Raw genomic sequence first — 23,047 nt, forward strand, 5'->3', positions numbered from 1 at the left:
TGGCCTCGCTGCCGCCTGCCCTCACGCCATAGTTAGTCGTTTTCGATCAGGATTTCATCGGCCTCATCGCTAGCCTTCTTCAGCGTCATGTAAAGCACCAACGCAACGATGCAGCCGAGGAAGATCAGGCTGGTGAAGGTGGTGCCGAAGCCCAAACCGCCATATTCGACCGGCTGCGACAGCAGGTCGCCGAAGGAGGCGCCGAGTGGCCGGGTCAGGATATAGGAAAGCCAGAACGCAAGGATGCCATTCAGGCCGAGACGGAAATAGCCAAGGGCAATCAGCGCGACCACGCCGCCGAAGATCAGGCCGGTGGCGAGATAGCCCATGTCGAAGCGCTCGGCCACCAGGTCGCCGGCCGCGGTGCCGAGCGAAAACGTGAACAGGATAGCCAGCCAGTAGAAGATCTCGCGCCTGGTGGTGAAGATGGTGTGGATCGAAAGCGTCTTCTCGCTCAAATACCAGACCGCGAACGTCAGAGCGAGCAGGATGGAAAAGACAATCGTCGTGGTTTCCAGCCTGACGCCGAAATTGTCGACGAGATTGTCGGTGACCAGGGTGCCGACGATGCTGATCAGCACCACCGCCAGCCAGTAGGCCCAAGGCACATAGCGCTTCTGCGCGAACTGAAGAACCAGGGCGGCGATCAGTACTCCGGTCATAATGAGCGAGGTGACGGTAAGGCCGAGGCCGAGATCGACGGCCAGATAATCGGCCGCCGTCTCGCCCATGGTCACCGCCATGACCTTGATCAGCCAGAAATCGACGGTGACGTCCGGTACCCGGTTGAGTGCCGACGCGACGGGCTTGTCGACCAGTAAGGTCATGGCGATATCCATTCGGGTCTGTGCGGGAACTATTTGCCGAGGATCTTCATCGCCTGGACAAAGAAGTCGTCGGCGCGCTTGTCGTCGTCGGCGTTGCAGCGCTCGATGCCTTTTGTCTCCAGTTCCGACACCTTGTTCTTGTCGGCATCGCCGAGCTTGGCTGCCGCTTCAGCAGCACGCAGGTCCTTTAACACGGTCTCGCAAGGCATCGGCGCGGCAAAGGCCGATGAGAGGGGATTGGTCACGGCAATTGCGGCAGTCGCCAGGGAAAGGATAGATCTGATCATGGTAATTGTCCCGTTTTGAACCGGAGTCCGGCTGCACCTACCCAAGCCGCCTCAAATCTCGTGTGGCCGCGCAGAGAAGATTAGGCGGACCAATTCACCTCAGCCTGTCCGCCGCCTTACAAATTGGTAAGAAGTAAGGCCTGGCCCTCGCCATGTGCCGGCAGACGGGCTAGTGGACCCAGGCCCGCACGTCATTACGTCAACAAGGGCCTAGAACATCGGGGTTCCGCATCTTGCGAGAGAAGTTTGGGCTAGGTTCTATTGATGTCACGACTCGATGACGTCATCTCTGGCAGACGCGACAGCGTGCGCATGGCGCCCAGAACGCCAGCGGTTCCATAGTCACCAAAGGGCTGTGGGACGCCTTCCACAATGTCGCATGTGGGCGTGATGGCCGAGTCGCTGGCGCAGCGCTCCCGGATCGCCCGCGAGGAACAGGACCGCTTCGCGCTGCGCTCGCAGGAGAAGGCGAATGCCGCGATCCGCTCGGACGGTTCGACGACTTCGACCTGCCGATCACATCAAAATTGAGTACGGAATTCACACACCTGTCGCACTCTTCGCGCTTCGTGGCTTTCGAGGAGGAAAGTCCATGTTGTATCCTGGTCAATCGTTGGAGCCGTGCGAAATCGGTTTGTTGTCTCGCGTCTGCCGAACCGTCTGCGAAGAATACGGTGTTTCACTTCAATCAGGAGAGGCGCAGCGTATAGCCTCACACCTGCTTCAGTTGTTTATGAATGGCCTGACAGGCGAGCATGAGCTTGTCGACGCCGGGCGAAACCGTTGGACAAGGCTGGAACTCCGTTTGCCACCGCTGAACGGCGGCACAACACCATCGGACATCGGTTCTCTGAGCCCGGAGGGCGCATAAAGCCACCGCCATGTTGCGCTGGCTCGCCGTCATTGCCTCAAACTTTGGCCCAGCTAGTCTAATCCCCTGATGACTACGTCTCCCGCGCCCATAATTTGGACGAGCGAACGACGGCGGCCGCAAACGGTCGATCCACCGCCCCGCCTGATGGTCCTCTAGAGATGGAACCTTATGCAGGCGGTGCGTTCTGCTGGAAGGCAGCCTTTCTGGCTGGCTTCGACCCAGACGGCTCTCTCAACGACGTTGGTCGCCAGAGGAAGTGGCCTTATTGGCCACCACGAACAACGCCGACTTCGGCCATGAAACCTGACGATACCCGCCCGGCGTCGCTCCCAGAATGGAAAGGCGCCGGACATGAGATCGCAGCCTTATTGCAGCTTCGCCTGCAGCGCATTGACGTCATCCGTCGTCATCTCGCCGTCCGTCGTCACCTTGCCATCGACGATCTTCCAGAGCCTGAATGGGCCGGTGATGTCGCCATACTTGTCGAATGCGACCGGACCGATGACGCCTTCGTAGCGGATCGATTTGCCCTCCTTGATCAAACCGAGCGCCTTGGCGAATTCCTGCTTGCCAGCAAAGATCGGCGTGCCGGCGGGATCGACCGCCTTGTACATGGCATCCTTGATCTTGGCGGGATCCTCGGAGCCGGCAATTGCGATGGCCAAGGCGACGATGGCGCCGGCATCATAGGAACGGTCGGCCGCCGGGTTCGAGGGCTCAATTCCGGAGAACGCCTTGTAGTTCTTTGTGAAGTACTCGGTGGAGGCCGTCGGGCTGGTCCCCGAAGACGTGCCATAGGCATCCTTCAGGTAGTCGGCGCCGACCGACTCAATGAAATCAGGGCTGTTCATTCCATCATTGAGCAGGAATTTCTGCACTCCGCCTTGCGAAATCCAGGTACGCGCAACAGTGGCGCCATCGACGGGCGTGCTGACCAGGTAAAGTCCGTCCGGCTCGCCGGCCATGGCGGCGGTGACCTCGGACGCATAGCTCGACTGCTTCTCGTTGTAAGGCGTGTCGGACACGATGGTGCCGCCGAGGGCTTTGTAGGCGCGCGAGAATTCGGCCACCATGTTAACGCCGAAATCGTTGTTGACATGGATGACAGAAAGCTTCTTGAAACCCTTGTCGATGGCGTATTTGGCGGCCGCGACGCCCTGCAGCGCATCCGAGGTGATCGTACGGAAGAAGACGCCGTTGGTCTTGCCGTCGCGGCCGAGCGCGGTCAGCGTCGGCGACGACGATGCCGGCGAAACCTGGACGATCTTGGCCGGGGCGGTCACGGAGGTCAGGATCGGAATAGAGACGGATGAAATGATGCCGCCGATGATGACCGGAACTTTCTTGACCTGCACAAGCTGCGTCGCTGCGTCGACGGCGATGTTGCCCTGGCTTTGGCTGTCGCGCGTATCTGTGACGAGATCGCAGCCGCGCACGCCGCCGGCCTCATTGATGTCGCGGAAGGCCATTTCAACCGACTTGGCGCCGGCCTGGCCGTATTCGCCGGCCGGACCGGTCAGTTCCATGACAAGGCCAACGGTAATCTTGCAAGCGGCGGCCTGCGCGGCGCTGGCCATTGTCACGAGAGCGAGCGCGGTGGTGAGCTGGAGTATCGTCTTTCTCATTGTTGTTCCCCTTTGAGTTTCACGATTTAGTATCTGACCTACGGAGCCTGTTCAGCATTCCGGCACTTGCAGCCAGGTTTCATGCAGATGCCGCCATTCGACGCCGTTGGGCGCCGATGAACTGGTGGTAAAGACGGCGCTGGAGCGGCGGCGGCTGCGCTGGCCGTCTCGCAACTGCGCCTCGACGTAGAAGACAACGATCGTATCCATGTTGTGCCAGCCGAGCCGGATATCCTCGATCCAAACAGCAAAACCCTCGTCGCAGGAGGCGCGGCTCGAGCGGATATGATCGAGGACCGTATCGCGATCAAGCACCTTGCCGTCCGGCGCCACCATGGCGAAGCCTTCGCCCATGGCGGCTTCGAAGCGGCTGAACTCGGCCTTGGCGGCACGCCCCGCGACAAACCAGTCGACCAAGAAGCGATGCAGGTCGACGATCTCGGCACTGGCCTTTGAAAAAAGCGTCGTGTTGATGGCGCTCATATGCGGCCGGCGTTCAGATTATAGTGCATGATCGAACCGTGACGGCCATGGCGGTCGCGCTCCAGCGTATAGACATCGCCCTCGGGTCCCCGGCTTTGCGCAATCCAGACGGCGATCCTACCGCGGTCCTCGGCATCGAGCTCGACGTCCGCGATTTTTGCATTGGCTAACGCATGGGCCTGGTTGCGGGCGCCGACGATGACGCCGGCCACTTGCGGCTGCTCCAGCACCCAAGCGCTGGCGATGGTGGCGATGTCGAGGCCGTGGCGATCGCCGACGGCCTTCAGTGCCTGAAGCAACTGCTGGAACAGGTCCCAGCCGCCGAAATCATCGATGATCAGCTTGTATTTGACCAGCGAGCGGTTTTCGAGTGGTGCGGCGGGTTCGGCCACGCCAAGCCACTTCTCGCTGAGAAAGCCGCCTGCCACCGACCCGTAGCAGAGGAAGCTGACGCCCTTCTTCTGTGCCAGCGCGGCGAGGCTGTGTGCCGGGCGCTGATCGAGCACGGAATATTGCAGTTGTTGGCTGACCAGCGAGATGCCGGCGGCCAGGATTTCGGCGAGCCGCGGCGTGTCGAAATTGGTGGTGCCGAGGTTGCGCACCTTGCCCTCGCGCCGAAGCTCGTCGAGCCAGCCCATCGCTTCGACGTAGCCAGCCTGCGCATAGTCCCACCAATGAAACTGCACGAGATCGAGCCGCTCGGTCTTCAGCCGGCGCAGCGATTGATCGACGATGCCTCTGATGTAGTCGCGGCTGATGGTGGCCAGCCGTTCGAGGTCAGGTACCAGCTTGGTATGCACCTTCATTCTGGCGGCGGCGTCGAGCCCGTGCTCGTTGGCCAGCCGCAGTCGGGTGGCGCCGAGCAATTCCTCGACGCCGGTGTAGATGTCGGCGCAATCATAGGTCCAGATGCCGGCGTCGAAAGTGGCAAGCAGGTCGCAAACCGCTTGGCTGCGATCGACGGCGCCATGGCCGCCGGCGAGTTGCCAGCCGCCGCGGATGACGCGCGAGATCGTGTAGCCAGGGCCGAGCTCGAAGGTCTTGGCGCTCATGCCGGGTCGTTCTCCTTGGGCAGCGGCACGGCCGTGGTTTCGGCATGGCTGAACCGCCGCTTGGCCAACCTGACGATCCGCAGCCTGCTGGCGCAATTGGGATCGGGACAGGCGATCTCTGCGTCCGAGGTCATCCAGTCATTCTCGTGCGTCGGGCGCTGTTTTGCGGCCAGCAGCGGCAGCACGCAGGCGAGCGAATAAATCGAAAAGCCCTGCCCGGCCGGCATAGACAGCATCTCGCCCTTGAGCTCGAAATAATCGCCGGCCTTGGCACCGCAGTAGATGGGCTTGCCCTCGGGGACGACGGCCTCGACGCGAAGATCGAAGAGCTCGAAACTGTCGTCAGCCATGTCGGGCCTCCACCAGGCTGAAAGTGACATCGCAGGCGCCGTTGCGGCGGATAACGGCGCATGCGGCTGCGAACCGTTCGCGCTCCTCGGCAATAACCTGCGCCACCACGCTGCCGGCCAGCCAACCGATCGGGAACAGAAGCCGCGCCCCCTGCCCATAGAACAGGCCGATATCGAAGATGGCATTGGGGTTGCCACCCCACATGCGCGGCGGGACGTAGGACAGTACGATATCGCCGGGCTGCGGGGTAAGGGTGGCGTTTTCGGCCGGCAACGGCTGCGCGTAGGCATGCCCCTCGAGATCGGCAGCGGGAACCGGACAGGAAATCTCAGGTCCCGTCCACATGGCGTGGATGGCGGGAACGACGCGTGGCGCGGCTAGATACGCCATGAGAAAGGCGGCGTTTTGCGGCGCCTTTGCGGGCAGCAGCAGCGCCGTGACGGCAAGCTTCGAGCGCGGTTCGGTGATCCGGATGGATGTCACGTCTGGTCTTTCCCAGCCGCGGATTGCAGCTTGCTGCGCAGGAAGGTGAAGGGCCGGCTGATGTCGGCGACCAGCGACTCGCGCGCCACCTGCGCATCCTGCCTGGCCAGCGCCTCGACGATGCGGCGGTGATAGTGGGCGGTGTCGACCTCGCCGGCTTCCGAAAAGGCATAAATAGCAACGCGGATGCAAGGACCTGATTGCAACCACAGGCTCTCGATCATCGGGATCAGCACGGGCGAGCCGCAGCAGCGATAGATCTCGAAATGAAAGCTCTGGTTGAGCGTCACTTCGCGGTCGACATCCTTCTTGTGCTTCAGCGCGCGCATCTCGTCCCATTCGCCCAGGATAGCCTCGATCCTGGTGTTTTGGCTCGGCCCCATGCGAGCGGCCGCCAGCGCGATCGCTTCGCCCTCGATCAGGATGCGGGCACGCAAGAGATCGTCGAGGCGATCCAGCGTGATCGGCGGCACGCGCACCGAACGGTTGGGGAGTGCCTCCAGCGCCTTCTCCGTGATCAGCCGCCCGAGCGCCTCGCGCACCGGCATGGTCGAGGTGACCAGCGCATCGGCCAGACCGCGGATGGTCAGCACCTGGCTCGGTTCGAACAGGCCCCCGATCAGAGCACGGCGCAGCTCGGAATAGACGCGATCCTGCACCGTTTCGCGGCCGACTGGAGCGAGCTGGGCCGCTATCGCGTCTTTGTTTTTTGCGATGACAGCTTTTTGCATGGAGTTCCGTCTTGGCCGGGTTTCGGCTTGCGGAAGAAATTAAAGCCGAATAGCGTGATCAAAGCAAGTGTGATCACAAATCAGGATCGGGAAGGCGGCAATGAACGTTTTTGGCCAGGAGGTCTGATGAGCGAGGCAGCCGGACGGCCCCGGCGGGAGATCCTTGCGCCGGTCCTGACGGCAAGGAACGTAATCCGGCGCTTCGGCGGCCTTGTTGCCGTCAACGACGTTTCGTTCGACGTCAAAGCAGGCGAAATCCTCGGCCTGATTGGGCCCAACGGAGCGGGCAAGACGACCATGTTCGACCTGCTCGCCGGCAGCATCCTGCCTTCCAGCGGCGACATTCTGCTCAACGGCACGCGCATTTCCGGCGAAGCCGCCCATCTGCGCATCGGTCGCGGGCTCGGCCGCACTTTCCAGATCCCGCGCCCGCTCCCCAATCTGACGCTGATCGAAAACGTCATGCTGGCGGCGCAGGGCCAGGCCGGCGAAAGACTGCTGGCCAACTTCCTCACGCCCTGGCGGGTAGCGGCGCAGGAGACAACAGCCCGGGCCAAGGCGCTCGAACTGCTGGAGCTCGTCACCCTCATCCACCTTGCGCATGAGCCGGCGCGCGTGCTTTCAGGCGGCCAGCGCAAACTGCTCGAGCTTGCCCGCGTCATGATGGCCAACCCGGCGATCATCCTGCTCGATGAACCGGCGGCCGGCGTCAACGCTACGCTTCTGGAAGTCATCATCGACCGCATCCGCGATATCAATGCAGGCGGCATCACCTTCCTCCTGATCGAGCACAACATCGACATGGTGACGCGGCTCTGCCACCGCGTCCTGGTGATGGCGGGCGGGCGGTTGCTGAGCGAAGGAACGGCGGAAGAAGTCGGCCGCGATCCCCGCGTCATCGAGGCCTATCTCGGAGGCGCCGCATGAGCGAGACCGTCCTCGATGTACGTAATCTCGAAGCCGGTTACGAACCCGGTGTGCCGATCGTGCGCGGTGCCTCGATCACCGTCGGCAAGGGTGAGATCGTCGTCGTGCTTGGCCCCAATGGCGCCGGCAAGTCGAGCTTCATAAAGGCGATCGCCGGACTTGTTCCAATCACCGGCGGCACAGTGTTCCTGGACGGCAACGACATCACCGCGGCACCTGCTCACATCATGGTCCGGCTTGGCCTCGCTTTCGTGCCGCAGACGGAGAACATCTTTCCGCTGATGTCGGTCGAGGACAATCTCAAGGTCGCCTGCGGCATTCTCGACCGCCGCGAAATCCCTGTCCGGATCGAGCAGATGTATGGCGCCTTTCCCGACCTCACCCGCCAGCGTCATGCGCCCGCCGGCAATCTGTCGGGAGGCCAACGGCAGATGCTGGCCGTTGCGCGGGCGCTAATCGTACACCCCAAGGTGCTGGTGCTGGACGAGCCGTCGGCCGGTCTGTCGCCGAAATTCGTCTCGATGGTGTTCGAGATGCTGGCCGGCATCCGCAAGTCCGGTGTCACCATCCTGCTGGTCGAACAGAACGCCAGGGCAGCCCTTGCCATCGGCGACCGCGCCTATGTGCTGGTCGAGGGCAAGGATCGGCACGAGGGCATCGCCTCCGAACTGTGGAACGACCCGGTCGTGGCCGAACTCTATCTCGGTCAGCGCCCCCAGCATCAAAAGGGTGGCGCGGCATGAGCCTGCAATTCATCGTCGACGGATTGCTGACCGGCTCGATGATCGGCCTTGGCGCCATCGGCGTGACGCTCACCTATTCGATCCTGCGCTTCTCGAACTTCGCCCATGGCGACTTCATGGCCTGGGGGACCTATGCCACGCTCGCGGTGGTCAGCGCCATTGGCGCGATGTTCGGCAAGGTAGCGCCGATCGCACCACTGTCCTTCGGCTGGCCGCTTTTTATTGCCCTGGTGGCCGGCATGGGCTTTACCGCACTGCTGGCGCTGCTGCTCGACAAGGTGCTGTTTTCGCGGCTGCGCTCGCAAGGCCAGGCGATCATCGTGGTGATGGCGAGCTTCGGCGCCTCCATGGCGCTGCGAAGCCTGTTGGAATTCACCTTCACCTCACGGCCGACCTATTTCAGCCGGGCCATCCAGATAGCCATGCCGGTCGGCTTCGGCGTTCGCATCACGCCCGATCAGATCGCCTTGCTGCTGCTGACCGCCGTCCTCGTGCTCGGCGTTCATCTGTTGATGACGCGCACGCAGACCGGCCGCTCGATGCAGGCCTTGAGCCAGAACGCGGCATTGGCGCGCATCGTCGGTATCGACGTCGCCAAGGTGGTGCGCGTCACCTGGATTATCGGCGGGGCGCTTGCCTGCGTTGCCGGCGTGATGATCGGCATTCTGGTGCAGATCCGGCCCTTCATGGGCTTCGACATGCTGCTGCCGATGTTCGCCGCCGCCATCCTCGGCGGCATCGGCAGCATCCCGGGCGCGGTGCTCGGCGGCCTGATCATTGGGCTCGCCGAGGCCGGCGCCGTGCAATTGGTCGGCGCCGAATGGCGCGCCGCCGTCTCCTTCATCATCCTGATGGCGGTGCTGTTCGTGCGACCGGCCGGCCTGTTCGGAGTTCGACAGCGATGATCGATCTCATCGGCTACGGTGCCTTCTTCCTGACAACCGCGCTGATCTTCTCGCTGATAACGCTTGGGCTCAATTTGCAGTGGGGGCTGACCGGCCTGTTCAATGTCGGGCTCGCCGGCTTCGTCGCGATCGGTGCCTACACCTCGGCGCTGCTGACCACGCCGGACGACGCCGCCAGGCTGGGCGGCTTCGGCCTGCCGATCCTTGTCGGCTGGCTGGGCGCCATGACCGTCGGCGGTATTGCCGCGGCGCTCACCGGCATGGCGACGCTGCGTCTCAGGGCCGACTATCTGGCGATCACCACATTCGGCGTTGCCGTGGTCGTGCAACTGGTCGCGCTCAACGCGCAGAATTTGACCGGCGGGCCGTTCGGCATCGGTTTCATCCCGCGCCCCTTCGGCGGTCTGGCCGAGACGCCGCTGCTGTTCAACCTGTCGAACCTGGCGGTCGTCTCAGCTGTCACCCTGATCGCCTACCTTGCCTTGGAGCACCTTTCGCGCAGTCCCTGGGGCCGCGTGCTCAAGGCGCTGCGGGAGGATGAAGGGGCGGCGATTTCGCTCGGCAAGAGCGCGCGTTTCTATCGCGTCCAGGCCTTTGCCGTCGGCGGCGCCATCATGGCGCTGGCCGGCGCATTGCAGGCGCATTTCACAGGCTTCATTGCCCCGGACAATTATTTGCCCGTCCTGACCTTCCAGGTCTGGGTGATGCTGATCGTCGGCGGCTCCGGCAGCAATCAGGGCGCCATCATCGGCAGCATACTGGTCTGGGCGATCTGGGCCGGATCGGGCACGCTGACCAGCGTATTGTTTTCGCCCGAGCAGCAGGCACGCGCCGCCTCGCTGCAGATCGTCGCCATCGGCGTCATGCTTTGCATCATCCTGCTGATCCGCCCAAACGGACTGTTCGGCGACCGGCCGCGGCGGGTTCGTTTTGGCAAGCGGGCCAAATCAGCCACCGGTGAAAGCGGTTCCGGATGATCAACGCGATGGTCCATAAGAACGCGCATGGCGCTTCGCTCTGGCATGCCGTCAGGGGCGATCGCCCAGAACGGCCGGCGCTGCAAGATCGCCTCCATGTCGACCTCGCCATCGTAGGCGGCGGTTTTACTGGTCTGTCGAGCGCGCTGCACGCTGCTGAGAAAGCGCTTTGTGTCGCCGTTCTCGAAGCCGAAATCATCGCCTGGGGCGCGACCGGCAGGAATGCCGGTTTCGTCGTGCCGAACTTCGCCAGGAAGGACCCTGACAGCATCCTTGCGCAACTCGGGCCGGAGCGCGGCGGCAGGCTGATCGATTTCGCCGCCGGCAGCGCCGACCTCGTCTTCAGCCTCATCCGGCGGCATGGCATCGACTGCGACGCAATGCAGAACGGATGGATCCAGCCGGCGCACTCGCCCGCCGCCCTGGAGAAGGTAAAATCACGCGCAGGGCAATGGGCGCGGCATGGCCGGCCTGTCGTCACCCTGGATCGGCGGCAGGTCGAAACGATGACGGGTGCGCGCGGCTATACCGGTGGGTGGATGGACCGTTCGGGTGGCCTCCTCAATCCCGTCGCCTACGCACTCGGATTAGCCGATGCGGCGGAAAAGGCCGGCGGGCGAATTTTCGAGCGGACACCTGTCACGTCGGTAGATCGCATATCCGACGGCTGGGCCCTAAAAACGCCGTCGGGTTCGGTGCACGCGCAAAAGGTGCTGCTTGCCACCAACGCGTATGGCGGGTCGCTCAATCCGGTGCTGCAGCGAACTTATTTGCCTTTGAAGGTTTTCCAGATTGCCACGGACCCGCTCCCGCCGGAAATCCGCACGCGTCTACTTCCCGGCGGTCAAGGCGCCGGTGACACCAGGCGCAATCTCTTCACCTTCCGCTTCGATGCCGACAATCGGCTGATCAGCGGCGGCATGCATATTTTCGGACCAGGCGCCGATGCGCGGGTGCCACAAGCCATCTGGCGGCGGCTTGCCCGGTATCTCAATCTCCCCGATCTGCCGCCCCTTGCCTTCAGCTGGTCGGGGATGGCTGCGGTCGATCCGGATTTCCTGCCGCGCCTCGTCGATCTCGGGCCAGGCTTGATCGCCGGCTTTGCCTGCAACGGCCGCGGCATCGCCATGACCACAGCGATGGGCAAGACGCTTGCGGACTGGGCAAGCGGGACAGATATCCAAGACTTGCCGCTTCCCTTCGGTCCGCTCTCGCCGATCCCGCTGCACGGCCTCATCCGATATGCTCCCAACATGCTGCTCCCCTGGAGCATGCTGCGCGACCGCCTGGAGGCCTCGGAAACCCCGTAAGCAGTTGAGGTTGGACAATCAGGGTCCCGAGAGAGTTCCAATGCAGACCTAGTAAAAGCGATAAATCCTTGATTTCAAAAGAGAATTCGTGGCAAGGATTTCTCGGGTCGAACTACCGTTTGTGACGTCCAGCAAGCAAGCTGCGCGATTATCTGGCTGCGTTCCCAATTCTTCCTTTCATGGTAGCGTCGCCACTGCTGCCAGGACGCAGGACCGATACAGGCTCGACCGTAGAGATCAGGACTTCAGGTCGGGGGGCTCGCAATCGTCCCGGCCAAGATCGGCGAGCACGGCCTTGAGCGTGCGTCGCCGCCAGGCAAATCGGGTCCAGTCTGTTTCAGCTGCCGGGAGGATCCGCTCGACATCCGTCGGACCGGAAGGCAGCGAGGTCGGCCACCCCTCCAGCCTGTTCAACCAATCGTCGTTGTAGACCGTATCTGAATGCCGGTGACCTTCGTCCGGCATAATCACGAGCGTCGCCATCTGCGGCCGCTGCCTCGCGACCCATCCACCCACGAGTGCCGCAGCGCCGCTGGTCGGTCCCATGAAAATCCCATGCTCACGCAACAGGCAATGAGCCATGGCAAAGGCGGGGAGCGCACCAACCCAGTGAACTTCGTCGATCATTTCGTGCCGCACATTTTGAGGCAAGACGCTGTTGCCGAGACCGCGCAGCGTCCGCCGCCCGACCGGTTGGCCGAACAGTATGCTTCGGTGGGTGTCCACCGCCACGAGCCGCAAATGTGGAAACAGCTGGCGCAAAAACTTGCCAGTGCCGCAGAGCGAGCCTCCCGTCCCGACACATCCGACCACACAGTCGATCTGGCCGAACGCCCTCACCACCATGTCGGCCAGGCGCGCATAGGCGAGACGGTTTTCCGGGCTGTCATACTGCCGCGGCCAGTATGTACCTGGGTTGCCTTTGAGGATCGCGTGCAAGCGCTCCAGGCGCCCCGGCTGGTTGCCGTCGCCCTTTGGATCGTCAATCGCCGCGACCCTGGCGCCCAGGCTCTCCAGGCGGCGGGTGAGTTTCAGGTCGATCAGGCTGGAGGCAGTGATAAGCGTCAGCTCGTAACGGCGGGCGGCGGCAAGCATGGCGATCGCCAGGCCGAAGGTCCCCGAGGTCGTCTCGACGATGTGCCCTCCCCTCCCCAGGAGACCGGACGCCTCAGCCCGGTCGACCATGAACCGCGCCGGCATCAGTTTCATCAGCGGAAAGCAGGCGGCGGTCAGATTGGGGGCCAGTCGGGCAAAGCGCGGCACCTCGAGGTCCCGAAAATAATCGGCAGTCCCGGTCATGGTTGGCGCGCCCCCGAACCTAGCGTGAAGGAAGCGATGTCGCCAAATCCAGCCCTTGCCAGGCTTCTTCCTATGGCAGCGACGCGATCGGCGTTTGTGGCCACCTCGGCATCCAGCATGAGACCGATCAAGGTGCCGCTGTGGGCGACCTGGATTCCGAAGGCGCCCTGCTCGCGCGAGATGCTCAGCACTGTTTCAAATTCCGGCTTGCAAAGACGCCGCTGGTTGATGCAGGCGCTCAACGTCGCCACGCGCCCGAGAAGGCGAGGATCCTGCTGCCTGACAGCGCGGCAGGCCAGGCCTCGCATCACGCGAAAAGCCTCGATCTCGTCGGCATCGTATCGTGCGCGCGGAAAGCTGAGCGTTTCGACGGGCCGGTCCCGCGCACCCCTGAACCCGATGATTGCCAGGGGCGGGAACTCTTTGCCGAAGTGTTCCAGCACCACGCCCTCGCAGTGGGCGAACAGCAGAGCCCACTCCCCGTAGGCGATAGCGTCACTGGCGCCCTCGGCGGCCACCGCCAGCCTCGCAACCGAGGAAGCTTGCAATGTCGTACCGGCTGACGCTGCAACGGCGCGGATCGTAGCAATCACGTCCGCAGTCGAGGAGCCGTATCCGTGCCCGACTGGAATGGTGCTTTCTATGGTAAGGTCCCCTCCCCGGCCGGACAGGCCAAGATGCTGCAAAGTGAGTTGGGCGGCCCGACTGGCCTTGGTGCAGCTGTCAGGACGAGCCCTGATGCCTGGCTGGGCTCGCGGCCAAAATGTAGCAACCGCCTGCAGCGCGGCATAAGGAAGTGTGATCAAGCCGCGATGCAGCCGGCCGTCTTCTCCTTCAAAGACTCCTTGCAGCAACTCGCCATGATGGGCGCTTGCCCGGCCAGTGCCGACCTGGAGAGCAGAATTCGAAGGCGCAGACGCGCCAGCCTGTTGCCCGTAAGTCGGGTGGGAGCGGTTCGAGGTCATGAGGAAATCCTGCTTTGTCGGAGCCCAGCATGCCCGATCGCGACAAGCAGCGTCACTCGCCGGATGTTGGTATTCGAGCCGCAAGCAAGTCCCCTTTTTCGGGACCCCGTGGTGAGCGAGAAACCCAAATGGCTGAGTTTCGCCAGCTGGCCTCAATCAGCGGGCGTTCCGGCCAGGAATTTACTGCAGTAAATTGCGCCGTAATCCGAAGGAAAACAGACAGATAGCGCGGAGGGACCATCACAGTGGCCAGCTGCCGGGCATTGGCCGGTGGGCATTAACGTTCTGTTAACCTAAAACTTCTTGATGGTGGTCACGAATCGGAGCTTAATGGCGCTTATTGAATACTTTCCCTGCAAAAAGCGCCAATTCGGGTTCCTGCGAGAATGAACATCGCCATGCGGCTGCCGGTCTTCGAATTCGACGACAAGATCCTTGAGCACGGGGCGGAAATTTCGCGAAGGCTCAATCAGCTTCGAGTCGAAAAATTTCCTCCAAACGCGACCAAGACGCTGCGCAGCTTTTCACTGGCCGAAGTGGCGAACTACCTGGGCGTGTCGCAAAACAATCTGAAGCGGCTGCATCTCGAAGGAAAGGGGCCGATGCCTGAACAGGCGCCTTCCGGCAGGCGCTCCTATACGGCCCAGCAAATGCTCGAGCTGCGTCAGTTTCTTGACCGCCATGGCAGGACGGACGTCAAGAAATACGTCCCCCACCGGAAACCCGGGGACAAGCTGCAGGTCATTGCCGTTGTCAATTTCAAGGGGGGCAGCGGCAAGACCACGACCGCGGCACATCTGGCCCAGCATCTTGCGCTCACCGGGCACCGCGTGCTTGCAATCGACCTCGATCCTCAGGCCTCCCTCTCGGCCTTGCACGGGTTCCAGCCCGAACTGGACCAGAACCTCTCTCTTTACGAGGCGATCCGCTACGACGAGGAACGGCGGTCGGTGGCTGACGTCATCGTGCCGACCAACTTTCCGGGCCTGGACATCGTGGCCGCCAACCTCGAGCTGCAGGAATACGAATATGACACGCCGTTGGCCATGCAGGACAAGTCGTCCAATGTCGGCCGGCAGTTCTTCACGCGCATGGCAATGGCCCTGGCCGACGTCGACGACCGCTACGATGTCGTCGTCGTCGACTGCCCGCCACAGCTCGGATATCTCACCTTGACCGCCATGTCTGCGGCGACGTCGGTGCTGATTACCGTGCATCCGCAAATGCTCGACCTGATGTCCATGAGCCAGTTCCTGCTGATGCTCGGTGGAATCTTGAAAACCATCAAGGCGGCAGGAGCGGAAATACGGCTGGATTGGTTCCGCTACCTGATCACCCGCTATGAACCGACCGATATTCCGCAGGCGCAGATGGTCGGCTTCATGCAGTCGATGCTGGCCGGCCAGATCCTGGAAAGCCCGATGCTGAAATCAACCGCAATATCGGATGCCGGCCTCACCAAACAAACCCTCTACGAAGTCGAGAAATCCGCCTTCACGCGTTCGACCTACGATCGGGCAATGGAGTCCCTCGATGCCGTCAACTCGGAAATTGTGGCGCTCATCCATCGCGCATGGGGCAGGGCGTGATGCGCACGATCTTTACTGCGGTAAAAAGAGGCGTTTTTGCACGACAAATCAGTGCGCTAGATCGTTCTGGGGACAGCTGAATGGCCCGTAAAGACATATTCGGCAGCGTCATGGGGCCTGCACCGTCCCCTGGGCAGGCCCGGGACATAGCAGGCTACGCCGTCCGCGGCGCTTCGCGATCCATCATGCAGTCCTTTGAGGAGTTGTCAAAGAGCTCCGTCGTCGACCTTGATCCAGGCCTGATCGACGATTCATTCGTATCTGACCGCTTGGAGGACGGCGAGAAGGAATTTTCAGAACTCAAGCGTGCGATCCAGGAACGCGGTCAGGATTCTCCGATCCTGGTCAGGCCGCATCCGGCGCTTGGGGGACGGTATCAAACAGTGTTTGGACACCGGCGCGTCAGGGTCGCTCGCGAATTGGGCAAACCGGTGCGAGCGGTCGTCAAGCAGCTCGCCGATCAGGATCATGTCATCGCCCAGGGGCAGGAAAATGCCGCCCGGGACAATCTGTCGTTCATCGAGCGTGCGCTCTTTGCAGAGCGCATCCTCAAGAACGGCCATTCGGCCGAGACCATCAAATCCGCCCTGGCCCTCGACGATACGACCTTTTCGAAGATGCGCTCGGTCTCCGGCAATATCCCCGAGGAGATCATCCTGGCGATCGGGGCAGCCAAGGGCGTGGGTCGCGATCGATGGTGGCAATTGGCCAAACTGATGGAGCATCCAGCCAATGCTGCCAGGGCAACCGACTATATCCGAAGCGCCGAGTTCGCCCAGGCCACCAGCGATGCGCGCTTTGGCGGACTTTTCGACGCGCTGACGGTGTCCGGCAAGGGCGCCAGATCGGCGCGGCCGCGGCCGCGGCCGAAAGCCTGGGCGCCGAAGGACAATTCCGTAAAGGCAACGATCACCGATACCGGCAAAGTATTTACGCTCGCCCTGAAGGCGAGGGAAGCGTCTGCATTCGGTACGTTCATTGCCGAGAGGCTTGGCGAGCTGTTTGAAGCTTTCCAGGCCGCGGAAGCCGAAAACAAAACTGGAGACTGAACCGCAAAAGAAAAAAGCCCCCGAGCGTTGCCGCCGCGGAAGCCTTTCTCTGAACTAAGCACTCCGAGAATCTCATTTCCGCGAATCACTGTCAAGAGTTTTAGGCGCCGGTTCGGCGAGCTGTTTTCCTTTGCCTAGCGATAGGTGGAAGAAAGTTGTCGACGACACATATCTCAACGACGCCTTTTGGGCGGCGGCCGATGACGCTTGGCCAGATTTCGAGCCAGGTGACGGCAAAAACCGCGGATCCAGCCGCGGCCGTGCCGAAATGGGAGGCTTTCCGATATATCCGGGAGGCCAAGGAAGCTCTCGGCGCGACCGATAGGGCATTGGCCATTCTGAACGCGCTTTTGTCGTTTCACCGGGACGACGAGCTTTCGGGCGAGGGCGGGCTCATCGTCTTTCCTTCGAACGAACAGCTCATCCGGCGCGCCAACGGCATGTCGCCGGCGACGCTGAGGCGACATCTGTCCGTCCTGGTGGCGTGTGGGCTGGTCATTCGGCGGGACAGTCCCAACGGCAAGCGCTTCGCCCGCAGGGGCCCGGCCGGTGATATCGAGCAGGCATACGGTTTCGATCTGTCGCCGATCGTGGCGCGGGCTGCGGAATTCAAGCAGATGGCCGAGGCCGCACATGCCGAAAGGCAGGCGCTGAGGCTCGTCAAGGAGCGTCTTACGATCTGCCGGCGGGATATCGTCAAGATGATCGAGGCAGGCATCAACGAGGCCGTTCCCGGCAATTGGCGGGATTTGATGTCGAGATATGAGGCAGTTGTCGGCCGCCTGCCGCGCACAGCCTCCCTCAAGGTCCTCGAGGTGATCGCGGACGAACTGGAGGATCTTTGGCTGGAGATCCAGGACGTGCTGGAATCGTTCGTGAAATCGTCGAATCCGAACGCCAATGAGTCCCAGTTTGAGCGTCACATACAGAATTCAAATCCACAGGATATTTCTCACGATGAATCTGAAAGCGGCTTAGGAAATAAGCAGGAAGCGAGCGGCAGCGCCACGACAGCCGACAACATACACAGTCTGCCAAGGAGGGATCTGCCGCTGGGACTGGTGGTGGATGCCTGCCCCGAAATGCTGAATATCGCCCCCGCCGGCCAGATCCGGACCTGGCGGGAATTCGTGGCCGCGGCCGAGCTTGCCCGGCCCTTCATGGGGATCAGCCCGAGCGCCTGGCAGCAAGCCGTGGAAATTATGGGGGCGCAAAAGGCGGCCATCACCGTTGCTGCGATCCTGCAGCGCGCCGAACAGATCAACAGCAAGGGGGGCTATCTGCGAAACCTGACAGAACGGGCTCGCGACGCTCAGTTCTCGGTCTGGCCGATGATCATGGCATTGCTGCGCGCCAGGATGGGTGCCAAGGCCGACAAGGCCGCAGGCCGCCCTTTGCCAGTCGAGGGTAGCGAAGCGGGCCCGCCTCGGCCCGCTGCCCCAATTACCGAGGCTTTGCGAGCCAGCATGAAAAGAAAGGGCTGGGAAACGTGATATCTGGCCAGTTGGTGCCTGAGCATGGCTCGCCAAACAGAAGACGTGACAGCAGCGTCAGGGGAGGGGAGGGGAGGGACGAGAAGATCAATCAACTGAACCGCTCCGACCGGCAAAGGGCATGGCGTCGTTCCACGATGCGCAGCGGCACAGACCCAGAGATTGAGGCCTGTTTTGCATGCAGCGTGCCTGCGCAGCCCGGCTAAAGGCCGGATGCCTTTGTGAGATTGACGCGGAACCGATCGCGACGGCGCTGGTACTTGCGGGTCATATCAGCGCTCGTGTGGCCAAGGTGTTTTTGCACATAGCGCTCGTCGACCTCGGCCGAGGAGGCCAGCCCGGCGCGCAGCGAATGGCCGGCAAAGAGTTGTTCGCGCTGACCTTCCGGCAGGTCGCCACGCACGCCGGCGGCCAGCGCGGTCCGCTTGACGAGACGGGCGACCTCCTGGTCGTTGAGCCGACCGGCGCCAACGGCCTTGCCCTGTCCGGTGACCCGCCGGAACAGCGGGCCGTGCGCGATGCGCGCGAGCTTGAGCCAGGTCGCCAGCGCCACGACCGGGCAGGTCGTGTCAGAAGATCCGCGACCGATTTCGACCTCGCGCCAGCCGGTCTTGCCGCGCAAGGTGACGAGAACGCCCTTGTCGAGGACTTCGATCCAGCCACGACCGTCCTTGGTCTGGTTGCGGCCGACATCGAGGCCGATGATCTCGGAACGGCGCAGGCCGCCGGCAAAGCCGATGAGCAGCACGGCACGGTCGCGCAGCCCCCGCAGCGTGCCGCGATCGAGCGTTTCCAGCATTGCGATAAGGTTCTCCGGCAGCACCGCTTCCTTCTGCCTGGGAGGGCAGGCGTGGGTGTTGCGGATCCCGGCCATGACGGTGGCGATATGGCGGTCTTTTCTGTCCAATGGCTGACCGCGCTGGGCATAGTTCCAGGTCAGGGAAGAAAGCCGGCGCTCGATCGTCGACACGGAATTCGGCTTCTTGTCGCCGGTCACGGCGCCGGACGCGCAGGCGGTGATGTAAAGACCGACCACCTGCGGATCGGGCGGAAACATCTCGATACCTTGGCGGCGGCACCAGCTGGAAAAATGCTTCCAGTCCGACGCATAGGCGCGCCGCGTGTTGGCCGAGCTTGCCGCTTCGACATAGTCACGGGCGCGGCCGGCAAGTGACTCAAGATGCGCCGGCAGCTGCGGATTGGCGGCGGCCGGGAGAGGGGAGGGGGATGCCGCCGGCGCTTCTTCTGTGCGCCCCATCTCCATAACCATGTCGACGATGTCGGGAAGGTCGTCCTCGTCAGGACTCATGAGGATGCCTCAAGAATGTGAGCATTCAATGCGTACGTTGTTGCAATCGCGATCCGGCAGATGTATCTATGCTGTTCAAGCAATCTGGGAATCGAAGCGATGGCGCGGGCAGCCCTTGATGATACTGATCGGATGAACATCCGGGTGAAGCCGGAGGTGAAGGCGCGCCTGCTGCGCGCCGCAGCGCTTCGCCATACCGATCTCACCAGCTTCGTCACCCAGTCCGCGCTGCGCGAAGCCGAAACCGTTATCGCCGAAGCTGACGCCATAAAGGTGTCCGAGCGGGATTTTGGCCGCATCCTGGAGCTTCTCGACAATCCTCCAAAGCCGAACGCGAGGTTGCGCGCTGCGGCGGCCGCACTTCCGAAGAACCTGTGAGCCTTCCGCCCTGGCATGAGGAGGCGATCGCCCGGTCGCACGACCGCAAAGCCTTTGACTGCGGCGATGTGGAGATGAATGCCTTCCTGCAGCGGTTCGCGCGACAAGGGCACGAGCAGAACGCGGTAAAGACGTTCTGTGCGGTTCCCGACGATGCACCGGACAAAATCCTTGGCTTCTACAGCCTGGCTCCAGCCTCGGTCGAACATCACGCAGTTCCTGCCGCGATGACGAAGGGTCTGGCGCGACACGATGTGCCGGAATTTCTGCTGGCACGGCTCGCCGTCGACAAATCGGTGGCGGGCAAGGGGCTCGGTGGTCAGCTTCTGCTGGCAGCCGCGCTGCGCTGCATCCGCGTTACTGAAGAGGTCGGCGGTGTGCTGATGATCATCGACGCCAAGAGCAAGCGGGCGGCGAACTGGTACGCGAGCTACGGCGCCGAGCCGCTGAATGATCGTCCAATGACGCTTGTCGTTCCGCTCAAGACCTTTGCCGAGACCTTGCAAGCCAGCGGGCACCTCTGAGGGCGCGCCGTTGGCCGACGCCCGGGCGGTCGAAACATCGTCTTGCGCCGCCCTGCTGTGGGACGGTCCGGAGGCTTGCTGAGCGTGATTTTTGGGCTTCTGCTCGACGAAAACGGTCATTTCCTCTTTAAAGAGCAAAACGACTGATAAGGCAACATTATCATTCGTTTTATGGCGCCGACAGGCTGTGCGTTTTGGCGTTAAAATCCTGGCGCAAAGCGCACGCGCGATTTACCCTCCAAGAGCATGATTCGCCTCGATCCCGCGACCGCCAGCTCCACCGCGCCGTCAACCGTCCCGGCCTGGGCGCTCTCACCAGGCGGCGCGCCCAATGACGCGGACGCCGCTTTCCAGGCGGGCGCTGCCCTGGCTTCGCTCGACCCGCTCGCCCGCGCGCAGCCTGCCTGGTCCGGTGCCTGGCGCCAGCGGCTGGCGCTGAAATGCGCCGCCGCCAGCATGCGGCTCGCTGGCCGCGCCGAGGACGAGGCCGCGCTGCGCGATGCCTGGCAGCTTTGCCCGGCCGGCACCGATCCCGGCCCCGCCGGCGCCATTTTGGGCGCCTGGCGGCAGTTGGCCGCGCAGCCGCCCATCGCCAACGCCGACAGGCTCGAAAAGATCGTCGACCAGCTTGGTCTCCACTGGGACGGCGCGGCGCTCGCCGACCTCTGCACGGAAATCGAAAATCTGGCTACGTCGCGTCGCTCGGCACCATTCGCCGCCGCGGCGATTGCCGCTCATGTCGTCGCGACGCGGCCCGACTCCGAGCTTTTGGCCTGGTGGCTGGCCGACCTGGTGCTGGCGCAAAACCTGCGCTGGCCGCGGCCGCTGCCGTTGTTGGTGACCCAGGTTTTTTCGCCGACCTTCCGCTCCGAAAGTGGAGGCAAAAGAATCCGGCCCGGCGAAAGGAATTTTGAGCGGGCGGTCTGCGTTGCGCTGGTTCAAGCGGCGGCGGAGGCCTGCCGGCTGGCCGGCGAGTTGTCGCGCCGCGCCGAAAGACTGCTAGCGGTGGCGCCGAAACTGCGCGCGAAAGGCGCCGGCGATGTGATTTTTTTGCTCCTGAATGAAGATGCCGTTTCCGGCTCGCTCGTGACAAAGAACCTGTCGCGGTTTGCGGTGCGGCGCCTGTTCGAACGGCTGCAACAGCTCGAGGCGGTGCGCGAGCTTTCGGGGCGCACCAGCTTCCGGCTGTTTGGGTTGTAGCCATGAGCGAAGCGTCCGCCCGCCGCAAGCCAAACGGCCAGCCGGCTTTGCTGGACACAGAGCTCGACCACCTGCCGCCGGAGCTGCGCTGGCGCGAATGGATGGGCCGCGTCGAAGCTGTGATCTTTGCGGCAAATGAACCGGTGACACGTAGTGTGCTGGCGCGGGTGGTGGGGAAGAATTGCAACATCGAGCTGATCATTGATGACATCCGCACCGAGCTCGCCGGCCGCCCTTACGAACTGGTCGCGGTCGCCGGCGGTTGGCAGCACCGGACCAAAAAGGCTTTTGGGGACGTCATCCGCAGTGCATTTGGCACAGCCGGGCAGGAGGCGAAAGAATTATCGCAGGCGGAGGCCCTCGTGCTGATGTGCATTGCCTATTTCCAGCCGATCACGCGGGGCGAGCTGTCGTCCTTCTTCGGCAAGGAGGTGTCGCGCGATCTGATCGGCGTGCTGCGCGCGCAGGAGCTCATCGCCTCGGGGCCGCGCAGCCCGCAGCCGGGCGCGCCCTACACCTATGTGACGACCAAGAACTTCCTGTCGCAGTTCGGGCTCGACACGCTGCGTCAGCTGCCGGATTTCGAAGCGCTCGAGGACGCCGGGCTGCTGTCGAAGGAGAAGCTTTTGGCCGGGGATATTCCGGCCGGGTTGGCTAATAGTGAGGGCGAGGACGATGTCGTCGAAGAGCAGGTGTCGTGAGCGGGCGTTTGTCGCCTTGCGATCCCAGAGACGGTCAATGACTCAAGGACCAGGACGACTGGTCGTGCGGTAGTCGGTGATCGGGATCGTGAACCGCGACGTGATCGCCGTCGACAAGGTTGGCTGGAAAGATCACCAGATTAGTGCCGCCGGCATGACGCAGCGACGGAAACAGAATGCCGCGAAGCCCGGCGGTGATGACCATGTCCGCAAGTTTCCACGACGGCGGGATTTTCTTGTCGATGCGAGCGATCTTGCGCCAGGCACAATCCCATTCCCGCCAGGCACCGTCCCAGATGTCCGGGTCGAATCCCTGCGAAAGGTCGGCCACCTCGGCGAGCGTGATCTTGTAAGCGGCAAGAGTGGCTGGCGGGACGATGCTGGCACCCTGCTTGTATTCCTCCAACGCTGTCTGAGGAGCGCGGGACAGGTAAAGCGCTTCGACGCCTGGCCGGTTGAAGCGCCCGCCGTCGATCGCCGCGCCTGCACCGCTGGTGGGCAGGAAGGCCCATTTGGGTGTCAGATAGCGATGGAAGATCTCGTCCGGCCCGACGCGGGTGACCTTCACCCGCGCGCCCCGTTCTCGAGATCCCGGATAAAGGCCAGGACTGCTTCGACCTGGCCGTCCGCGACGAGCTCGGCCGCCGTGCGATGGCCATAATCGGCGATCGGTTCATTGCGATACCAGTAGATTGCCTTGTCCACGTCGCCGGTGAGCTCCGTTGCCGCCGAGATCACCTTCACCATCTCGCGCATCCGGCCCTGCAGGCGCTCCGATGACGGGTTGCGGAGCGTGTTGCGGTGGACGCCGGTCAATTGCGCCAGATTGGCAACTTTCACGCCCAGCGCCTGCGACAGGCGCTTCGGCGAGATATAAGGAGTGCGCGGCTCCTGCAGGCTGTCGACAAAGCCCGAGATAACCGTGGAATGTACTAGCTGTGCCTGGGCCATGACAATTCTCCGAC

At 62.7% G+C, this 23,047-nt stretch carries 26 protein-coding genes; 13 read left to right on the forward strand and 13 right to left on the reverse strand.

Annotation, left to right across the window (positions count from 1 at the left end):
* Positions 1-32: 32 nt before the first annotated feature.
* Both FJ974_RS27780 and FJ974_RS27785 read right to left on the reverse strand, forming a co-directional pair.
* A complete protein-coding gene (locus FJ974_RS27780) occupies positions 33-827 on the reverse strand; it encodes a hypothetical protein (protein WP_140533535.1) in 795 nt (264 codons plus the stop codon).
* Between the two features lie 29 nt (positions 828-856).
* On the reverse strand, positions 857-1,114 hold the full coding sequence (locus tag FJ974_RS27785; RefSeq protein WP_140533536.1) for a hypothetical protein: 258 nt from the start codon (positions 1,112-1,114) through the stop codon (positions 857-859).
* 372 nt (positions 1,115-1,486) lie between these two features.
* Here FJ974_RS27785 and FJ974_RS27790 point away from each other — a divergent pair, with 372 nt between their 5' ends.
* Positions 1,487-1,645, forward strand: a complete 159-nt coding sequence (locus tag FJ974_RS27790; RefSeq protein ID WP_226891694.1) for a hypothetical protein — start codon at positions 1,487-1,489, stop codon at positions 1,643-1,645.
* 708 nt (positions 1,646-2,353) lie between these two features.
* On the opposite strand, the gene FJ974_RS27795 is transcribed toward FJ974_RS27790, so the two are convergent.
* From FJ974_RS27795 to FJ974_RS27820, 6 genes are read right to left on the reverse strand one after another with little or no spacing between them, the layout of a single operon-like run.
* Positions 2,354-3,613, reverse strand: a complete 1,260-nt coding sequence (locus tag FJ974_RS27795; protein WP_140533537.1) for an ABC transporter substrate-binding protein — start codon at positions 3,611-3,613, stop codon at positions 2,354-2,356.
* 51 nt (positions 3,614-3,664) lie between these two features.
* A complete protein-coding gene (locus FJ974_RS27800) occupies positions 3,665-4,096 on the reverse strand; it encodes a hypothetical protein (protein WP_140533538.1) in 432 nt (143 codons plus the stop codon).
* Entirely contained in the window at positions 4,093-5,148 is a 1,056-nt protein-coding gene (locus FJ974_RS27805; protein WP_140533539.1) for an aldo/keto reductase, read from the reverse strand. Before FJ974_RS27805 ends, FJ974_RS27800 begins: the two co-directional genes overlap by 4 nt.
* Positions 5,145-5,498: a TIGR04076 family protein gene (locus FJ974_RS27810; RefSeq protein ID WP_140533540.1), complete on the reverse strand. Its 354-nt coding sequence runs from the start codon at positions 5,496-5,498 to the stop codon at positions 5,145-5,147. The genes FJ974_RS27805 and FJ974_RS27810 overlap by 4 nt, the downstream gene beginning before the upstream one ends.
* Positions 5,491-5,982: a DUF3830 family protein gene (locus FJ974_RS27815; protein ID WP_140533541.1), complete on the reverse strand. Its 492-nt coding sequence runs from the start codon at positions 5,980-5,982 to the stop codon at positions 5,491-5,493. Before FJ974_RS27815 ends, FJ974_RS27810 begins: the two co-directional genes overlap by 8 nt.
* Positions 5,979-6,713 carry a GntR family transcriptional regulator gene (locus tag FJ974_RS27820; protein WP_140533542.1) on the reverse strand — a complete coding sequence of 245 codons (735 nt, stop codon included), beginning with the start codon at positions 6,711-6,713 and terminating at the stop codon, positions 5,979-5,981. Before FJ974_RS27820 ends, FJ974_RS27815 begins: the two co-directional genes overlap by 4 nt.
* Positions 6,714-6,839: 126 nt before the next feature.
* Between FJ974_RS27820 and FJ974_RS27825 the strand changes: the two genes are divergently transcribed.
* Genes FJ974_RS27825 through FJ974_RS27845 form a run of 5 tightly spaced genes read left to right on the forward strand, consistent with a single transcriptional unit; the run spans position 6,840 to position 11,575 of the window.
* Positions 6,840-7,640 (forward strand): ABC transporter ATP-binding protein, encoded by an 801-nt coding sequence (locus FJ974_RS27825; RefSeq protein WP_140533543.1) that lies wholly within the window; start codon positions 6,840-6,842, stop codon positions 7,638-7,640.
* Positions 7,637-8,383: an ABC transporter ATP-binding protein gene (locus FJ974_RS27830; RefSeq protein WP_140533544.1), complete on the forward strand. Its 747-nt coding sequence runs from the start codon at positions 7,637-7,639 to the stop codon at positions 8,381-8,383. Before FJ974_RS27825 ends, FJ974_RS27830 begins: the two co-directional genes overlap by 4 nt.
* Positions 8,380-9,288, forward strand: a complete 909-nt coding sequence (locus FJ974_RS27835; protein ID WP_140533545.1) for a branched-chain amino acid ABC transporter permease — start codon at positions 8,380-8,382, stop codon at positions 9,286-9,288. Before FJ974_RS27830 ends, FJ974_RS27835 begins: the two co-directional genes overlap by 4 nt.
* The gene (locus FJ974_RS27840) at positions 9,285-10,265 is read left to right on the forward strand and encodes a branched-chain amino acid ABC transporter permease (protein ID WP_181177132.1); all 981 of its coding nucleotides are present in this window, start codon (positions 9,285-9,287) and stop codon (positions 10,263-10,265) included. Before FJ974_RS27835 ends, FJ974_RS27840 begins: the two co-directional genes overlap by 4 nt.
* Positions 10,266-10,273: 8 nt before the next feature.
* Complete coding sequence (locus tag FJ974_RS27845) at positions 10,274-11,575, forward strand: NAD(P)/FAD-dependent oxidoreductase (RefSeq protein WP_226891695.1); 1,302 nt, start codon at positions 10,274-10,276, stop codon at positions 11,573-11,575.
* A gap of 237 nt (positions 11,576-11,812) precedes the next feature.
* Here the strand turns inward: FJ974_RS27845 and FJ974_RS27850 are convergent, their stop codons facing one another.
* Positions 11,813-12,874, reverse strand: a complete 1,062-nt coding sequence (locus FJ974_RS27850; RefSeq protein ID WP_140533546.1) for a PLP-dependent cysteine synthase family protein — start codon at positions 12,872-12,874, stop codon at positions 11,813-11,815.
* Positions 12,871-13,839: a kinase gene (locus FJ974_RS27855; RefSeq protein WP_140533547.1), complete on the reverse strand. Its 969-nt coding sequence runs from the start codon at positions 13,837-13,839 to the stop codon at positions 12,871-12,873. Before FJ974_RS27855 ends, FJ974_RS27850 begins: the two co-directional genes overlap by 4 nt.
* A 386-nt stretch (positions 13,840-14,225) precedes the next feature.
* Here FJ974_RS27855 and repA point away from each other — a divergent pair, with 386 nt between their 5' ends.
* From repA to repC, 3 genes are all read left to right on the forward strand, one after another.
* Positions 14,226-15,428 carry a plasmid partitioning protein RepA gene (repA, locus tag FJ974_RS27860; RefSeq protein ID WP_140533548.1) on the forward strand — a complete coding sequence of 401 codons (1,203 nt, stop codon included), beginning with the start codon at positions 14,226-14,228 and terminating at the stop codon, positions 15,426-15,428.
* A gap of 80 nt (positions 15,429-15,508) precedes the next feature.
* A complete protein-coding gene (repB, locus tag FJ974_RS27865; RefSeq protein ID WP_140533549.1) occupies positions 15,509-16,477 on the forward strand; it encodes a plasmid partitioning protein RepB in 969 nt (322 codons plus the stop codon).
* 200 nt (positions 16,478-16,677) lie between these two features.
* On the forward strand, positions 16,678-17,970 hold the full coding sequence (gene repC, locus FJ974_RS27870) for a plasmid replication protein RepC (protein WP_140533550.1): 1,293 nt from the start codon (positions 16,678-16,680) through the stop codon (positions 17,968-17,970).
* Positions 17,971-18,172: 202 nt separating this feature from the next.
* Here repC and FJ974_RS27875 read toward each other — a convergent pair whose 3' ends face one another.
* The gene (locus tag FJ974_RS27875; RefSeq protein WP_140533551.1) at positions 18,173-19,279 is read right to left on the reverse strand and encodes a site-specific integrase; all 1,107 of its coding nucleotides are present in this window, start codon (positions 19,277-19,279) and stop codon (positions 18,173-18,175) included.
* Between the two features lie 99 nt (positions 19,280-19,378).
* On the opposite strand from FJ974_RS27875, the gene FJ974_RS27880 reads away from it, so the two are divergent.
* The 4 genes from FJ974_RS27880 (at position 19,379) to scpB (ending at position 22,082) form a co-directional block, all read left to right on the forward strand.
* Positions 19,379-19,657, forward strand: coding sequence for a DUF1778 domain-containing protein (locus FJ974_RS27880; RefSeq protein ID WP_140533552.1), 279 nt, complete (start codon positions 19,379-19,381; stop codon positions 19,655-19,657).
* Entirely contained in the window at positions 19,654-20,181 is a 528-nt protein-coding gene (locus FJ974_RS27885) for a GNAT family N-acetyltransferase (RefSeq protein WP_140533553.1), read from the forward strand. The genes FJ974_RS27880 and FJ974_RS27885 overlap by 4 nt, the downstream gene beginning before the upstream one ends.
* Before the next feature lie 246 nt (positions 20,182-20,427).
* Entirely contained in the window at positions 20,428-21,381 is a 954-nt protein-coding gene (locus tag FJ974_RS27890) for a DUF1403 family protein (protein ID WP_140533554.1), read from the forward strand.
* Positions 21,382-21,383: 2 nt separating this feature from the next.
* Positions 21,384-22,082: an SMC-Scp complex subunit ScpB gene (scpB, locus tag FJ974_RS27895; RefSeq protein WP_140533555.1), complete on the forward strand. Its 699-nt coding sequence runs from the start codon at positions 21,384-21,386 to the stop codon at positions 22,080-22,082.
* Positions 22,083-22,116: 34 nt separating this feature from the next.
* Here scpB and FJ974_RS27900 read toward each other — a convergent pair whose 3' ends face one another.
* A complete protein-coding gene (locus tag FJ974_RS27900) occupies positions 22,117-22,650 on the reverse strand; it encodes an RES family NAD+ phosphorylase (protein ID WP_140533556.1) in 534 nt (177 codons plus the stop codon).
* Complete coding sequence (locus tag FJ974_RS27905) at positions 22,647-23,033, reverse strand: DUF2384 domain-containing protein (protein WP_140533557.1); 387 nt, start codon at positions 23,031-23,033, stop codon at positions 22,647-22,649. Before FJ974_RS27905 ends, FJ974_RS27900 begins: the two co-directional genes overlap by 4 nt.
* Positions 23,034-23,047 lie beyond the last annotated feature (14 nt).

Source organism: Mesorhizobium sp. B1-1-8 (genome assembly GCF_006442795.2).
Classification (GTDB): Bacteria; Pseudomonadota; Alphaproteobacteria; order Rhizobiales; family Rhizobiaceae; genus Mesorhizobium.

Coding starts and splice junctions, on each gene's coding strand:
- FJ974_RS27780 (WP_140533535.1), bottom strand. CDS start 827: ATGACCTTACTGGTCGACAAGCCCGTCGCGTCGGCACTCAACCGGGTA.
- FJ974_RS27785 (WP_140533536.1), bottom strand. CDS start 1,114: ATGATCAGATCTATCCTTTCCCTGGCGACTGCCGCAATTGCCGTGACC.
- FJ974_RS27790 (WP_226891694.1), top strand. CDS start 1,487: ATGTCGCATGTGGGCGTGATGGCCGAGTCGCTGGCGCAGCGCTCCCGG.
- FJ974_RS27795 (WP_140533537.1), bottom strand. CDS start 3,613: ATGAGAAAGACGATACTCCAGCTCACCACCGCGCTCGCTCTCGTGACA.
- FJ974_RS27800 (WP_140533538.1), bottom strand. CDS start 4,096: ATGAGCGCCATCAACACGACGCTTTTTTCAAAGGCCAGTGCCGAGATC.
- FJ974_RS27805 (WP_140533539.1), bottom strand. CDS start 5,148: ATGAGCGCCAAGACCTTCGAGCTCGGCCCTGGCTACACGATCTCGCGC.
- FJ974_RS27810 (WP_140533540.1), bottom strand. CDS start 5,498: ATGGCTGACGACAGTTTCGAGCTCTTCGATCTTCGCGTCGAGGCCGTC.
- FJ974_RS27820 (WP_140533542.1), bottom strand. CDS start 6,713: ATGCAAAAAGCTGTCATCGCAAAAAACAAAGACGCGATAGCGGCCCAG.
- FJ974_RS27825 (WP_140533543.1), top strand. CDS start 6,840: ATGAGCGAGGCAGCCGGACGGCCCCGGCGGGAGATCCTTGCGCCGGTC.
- FJ974_RS27830 (WP_140533544.1), top strand. CDS start 7,637: ATGAGCGAGACCGTCCTCGATGTACGTAATCTCGAAGCCGGTTACGAA.
- FJ974_RS27835 (WP_140533545.1), top strand. CDS start 8,380: ATGAGCCTGCAATTCATCGTCGACGGATTGCTGACCGGCTCGATGATC.
- FJ974_RS27840 (WP_181177132.1), top strand. CDS start 9,285: ATGATCGATCTCATCGGCTACGGTGCCTTCTTCCTGACAACCGCGCTG.
- FJ974_RS27845 (WP_226891695.1), top strand. CDS start 10,274: ATGGTCCATAAGAACGCGCATGGCGCTTCGCTCTGGCATGCCGTCAGG.
- FJ974_RS27850 (WP_140533546.1), bottom strand. CDS start 12,874: ATGACCGGGACTGCCGATTATTTTCGGGACCTCGAGGTGCCGCGCTTT.
- FJ974_RS27855 (WP_140533547.1), bottom strand. CDS start 13,839: ATGACCTCGAACCGCTCCCACCCGACTTACGGGCAACAGGCTGGCGCG.
- repA (WP_140533548.1), top strand. CDS start 14,226: ATGAACATCGCCATGCGGCTGCCGGTCTTCGAATTCGACGACAAGATC.
- repB (WP_140533549.1), top strand. CDS start 15,509: ATGGCCCGTAAAGACATATTCGGCAGCGTCATGGGGCCTGCACCGTCC.
- repC (WP_140533550.1), top strand. CDS start 16,678: ATGACGCTTGGCCAGATTTCGAGCCAGGTGACGGCAAAAACCGCGGAT.
- FJ974_RS27875 (WP_140533551.1), bottom strand. CDS start 19,279: ATGAGTCCTGACGAGGACGACCTTCCCGACATCGTCGACATGGTTATG.
- FJ974_RS27880 (WP_140533552.1), top strand. CDS start 19,379: ATGGCGCGGGCAGCCCTTGATGATACTGATCGGATGAACATCCGGGTG.
- FJ974_RS27890 (WP_140533554.1), top strand. CDS start 20,428: ATGATTCGCCTCGATCCCGCGACCGCCAGCTCCACCGCGCCGTCAACC.
- scpB (WP_140533555.1), top strand. CDS start 21,384: ATGAGCGAAGCGTCCGCCCGCCGCAAGCCAAACGGCCAGCCGGCTTTG.
- FJ974_RS27905 (WP_140533557.1), bottom strand. CDS start 23,033: ATGGCCCAGGCACAGCTAGTACATTCCACGGTTATCTCGGGCTTTGTC.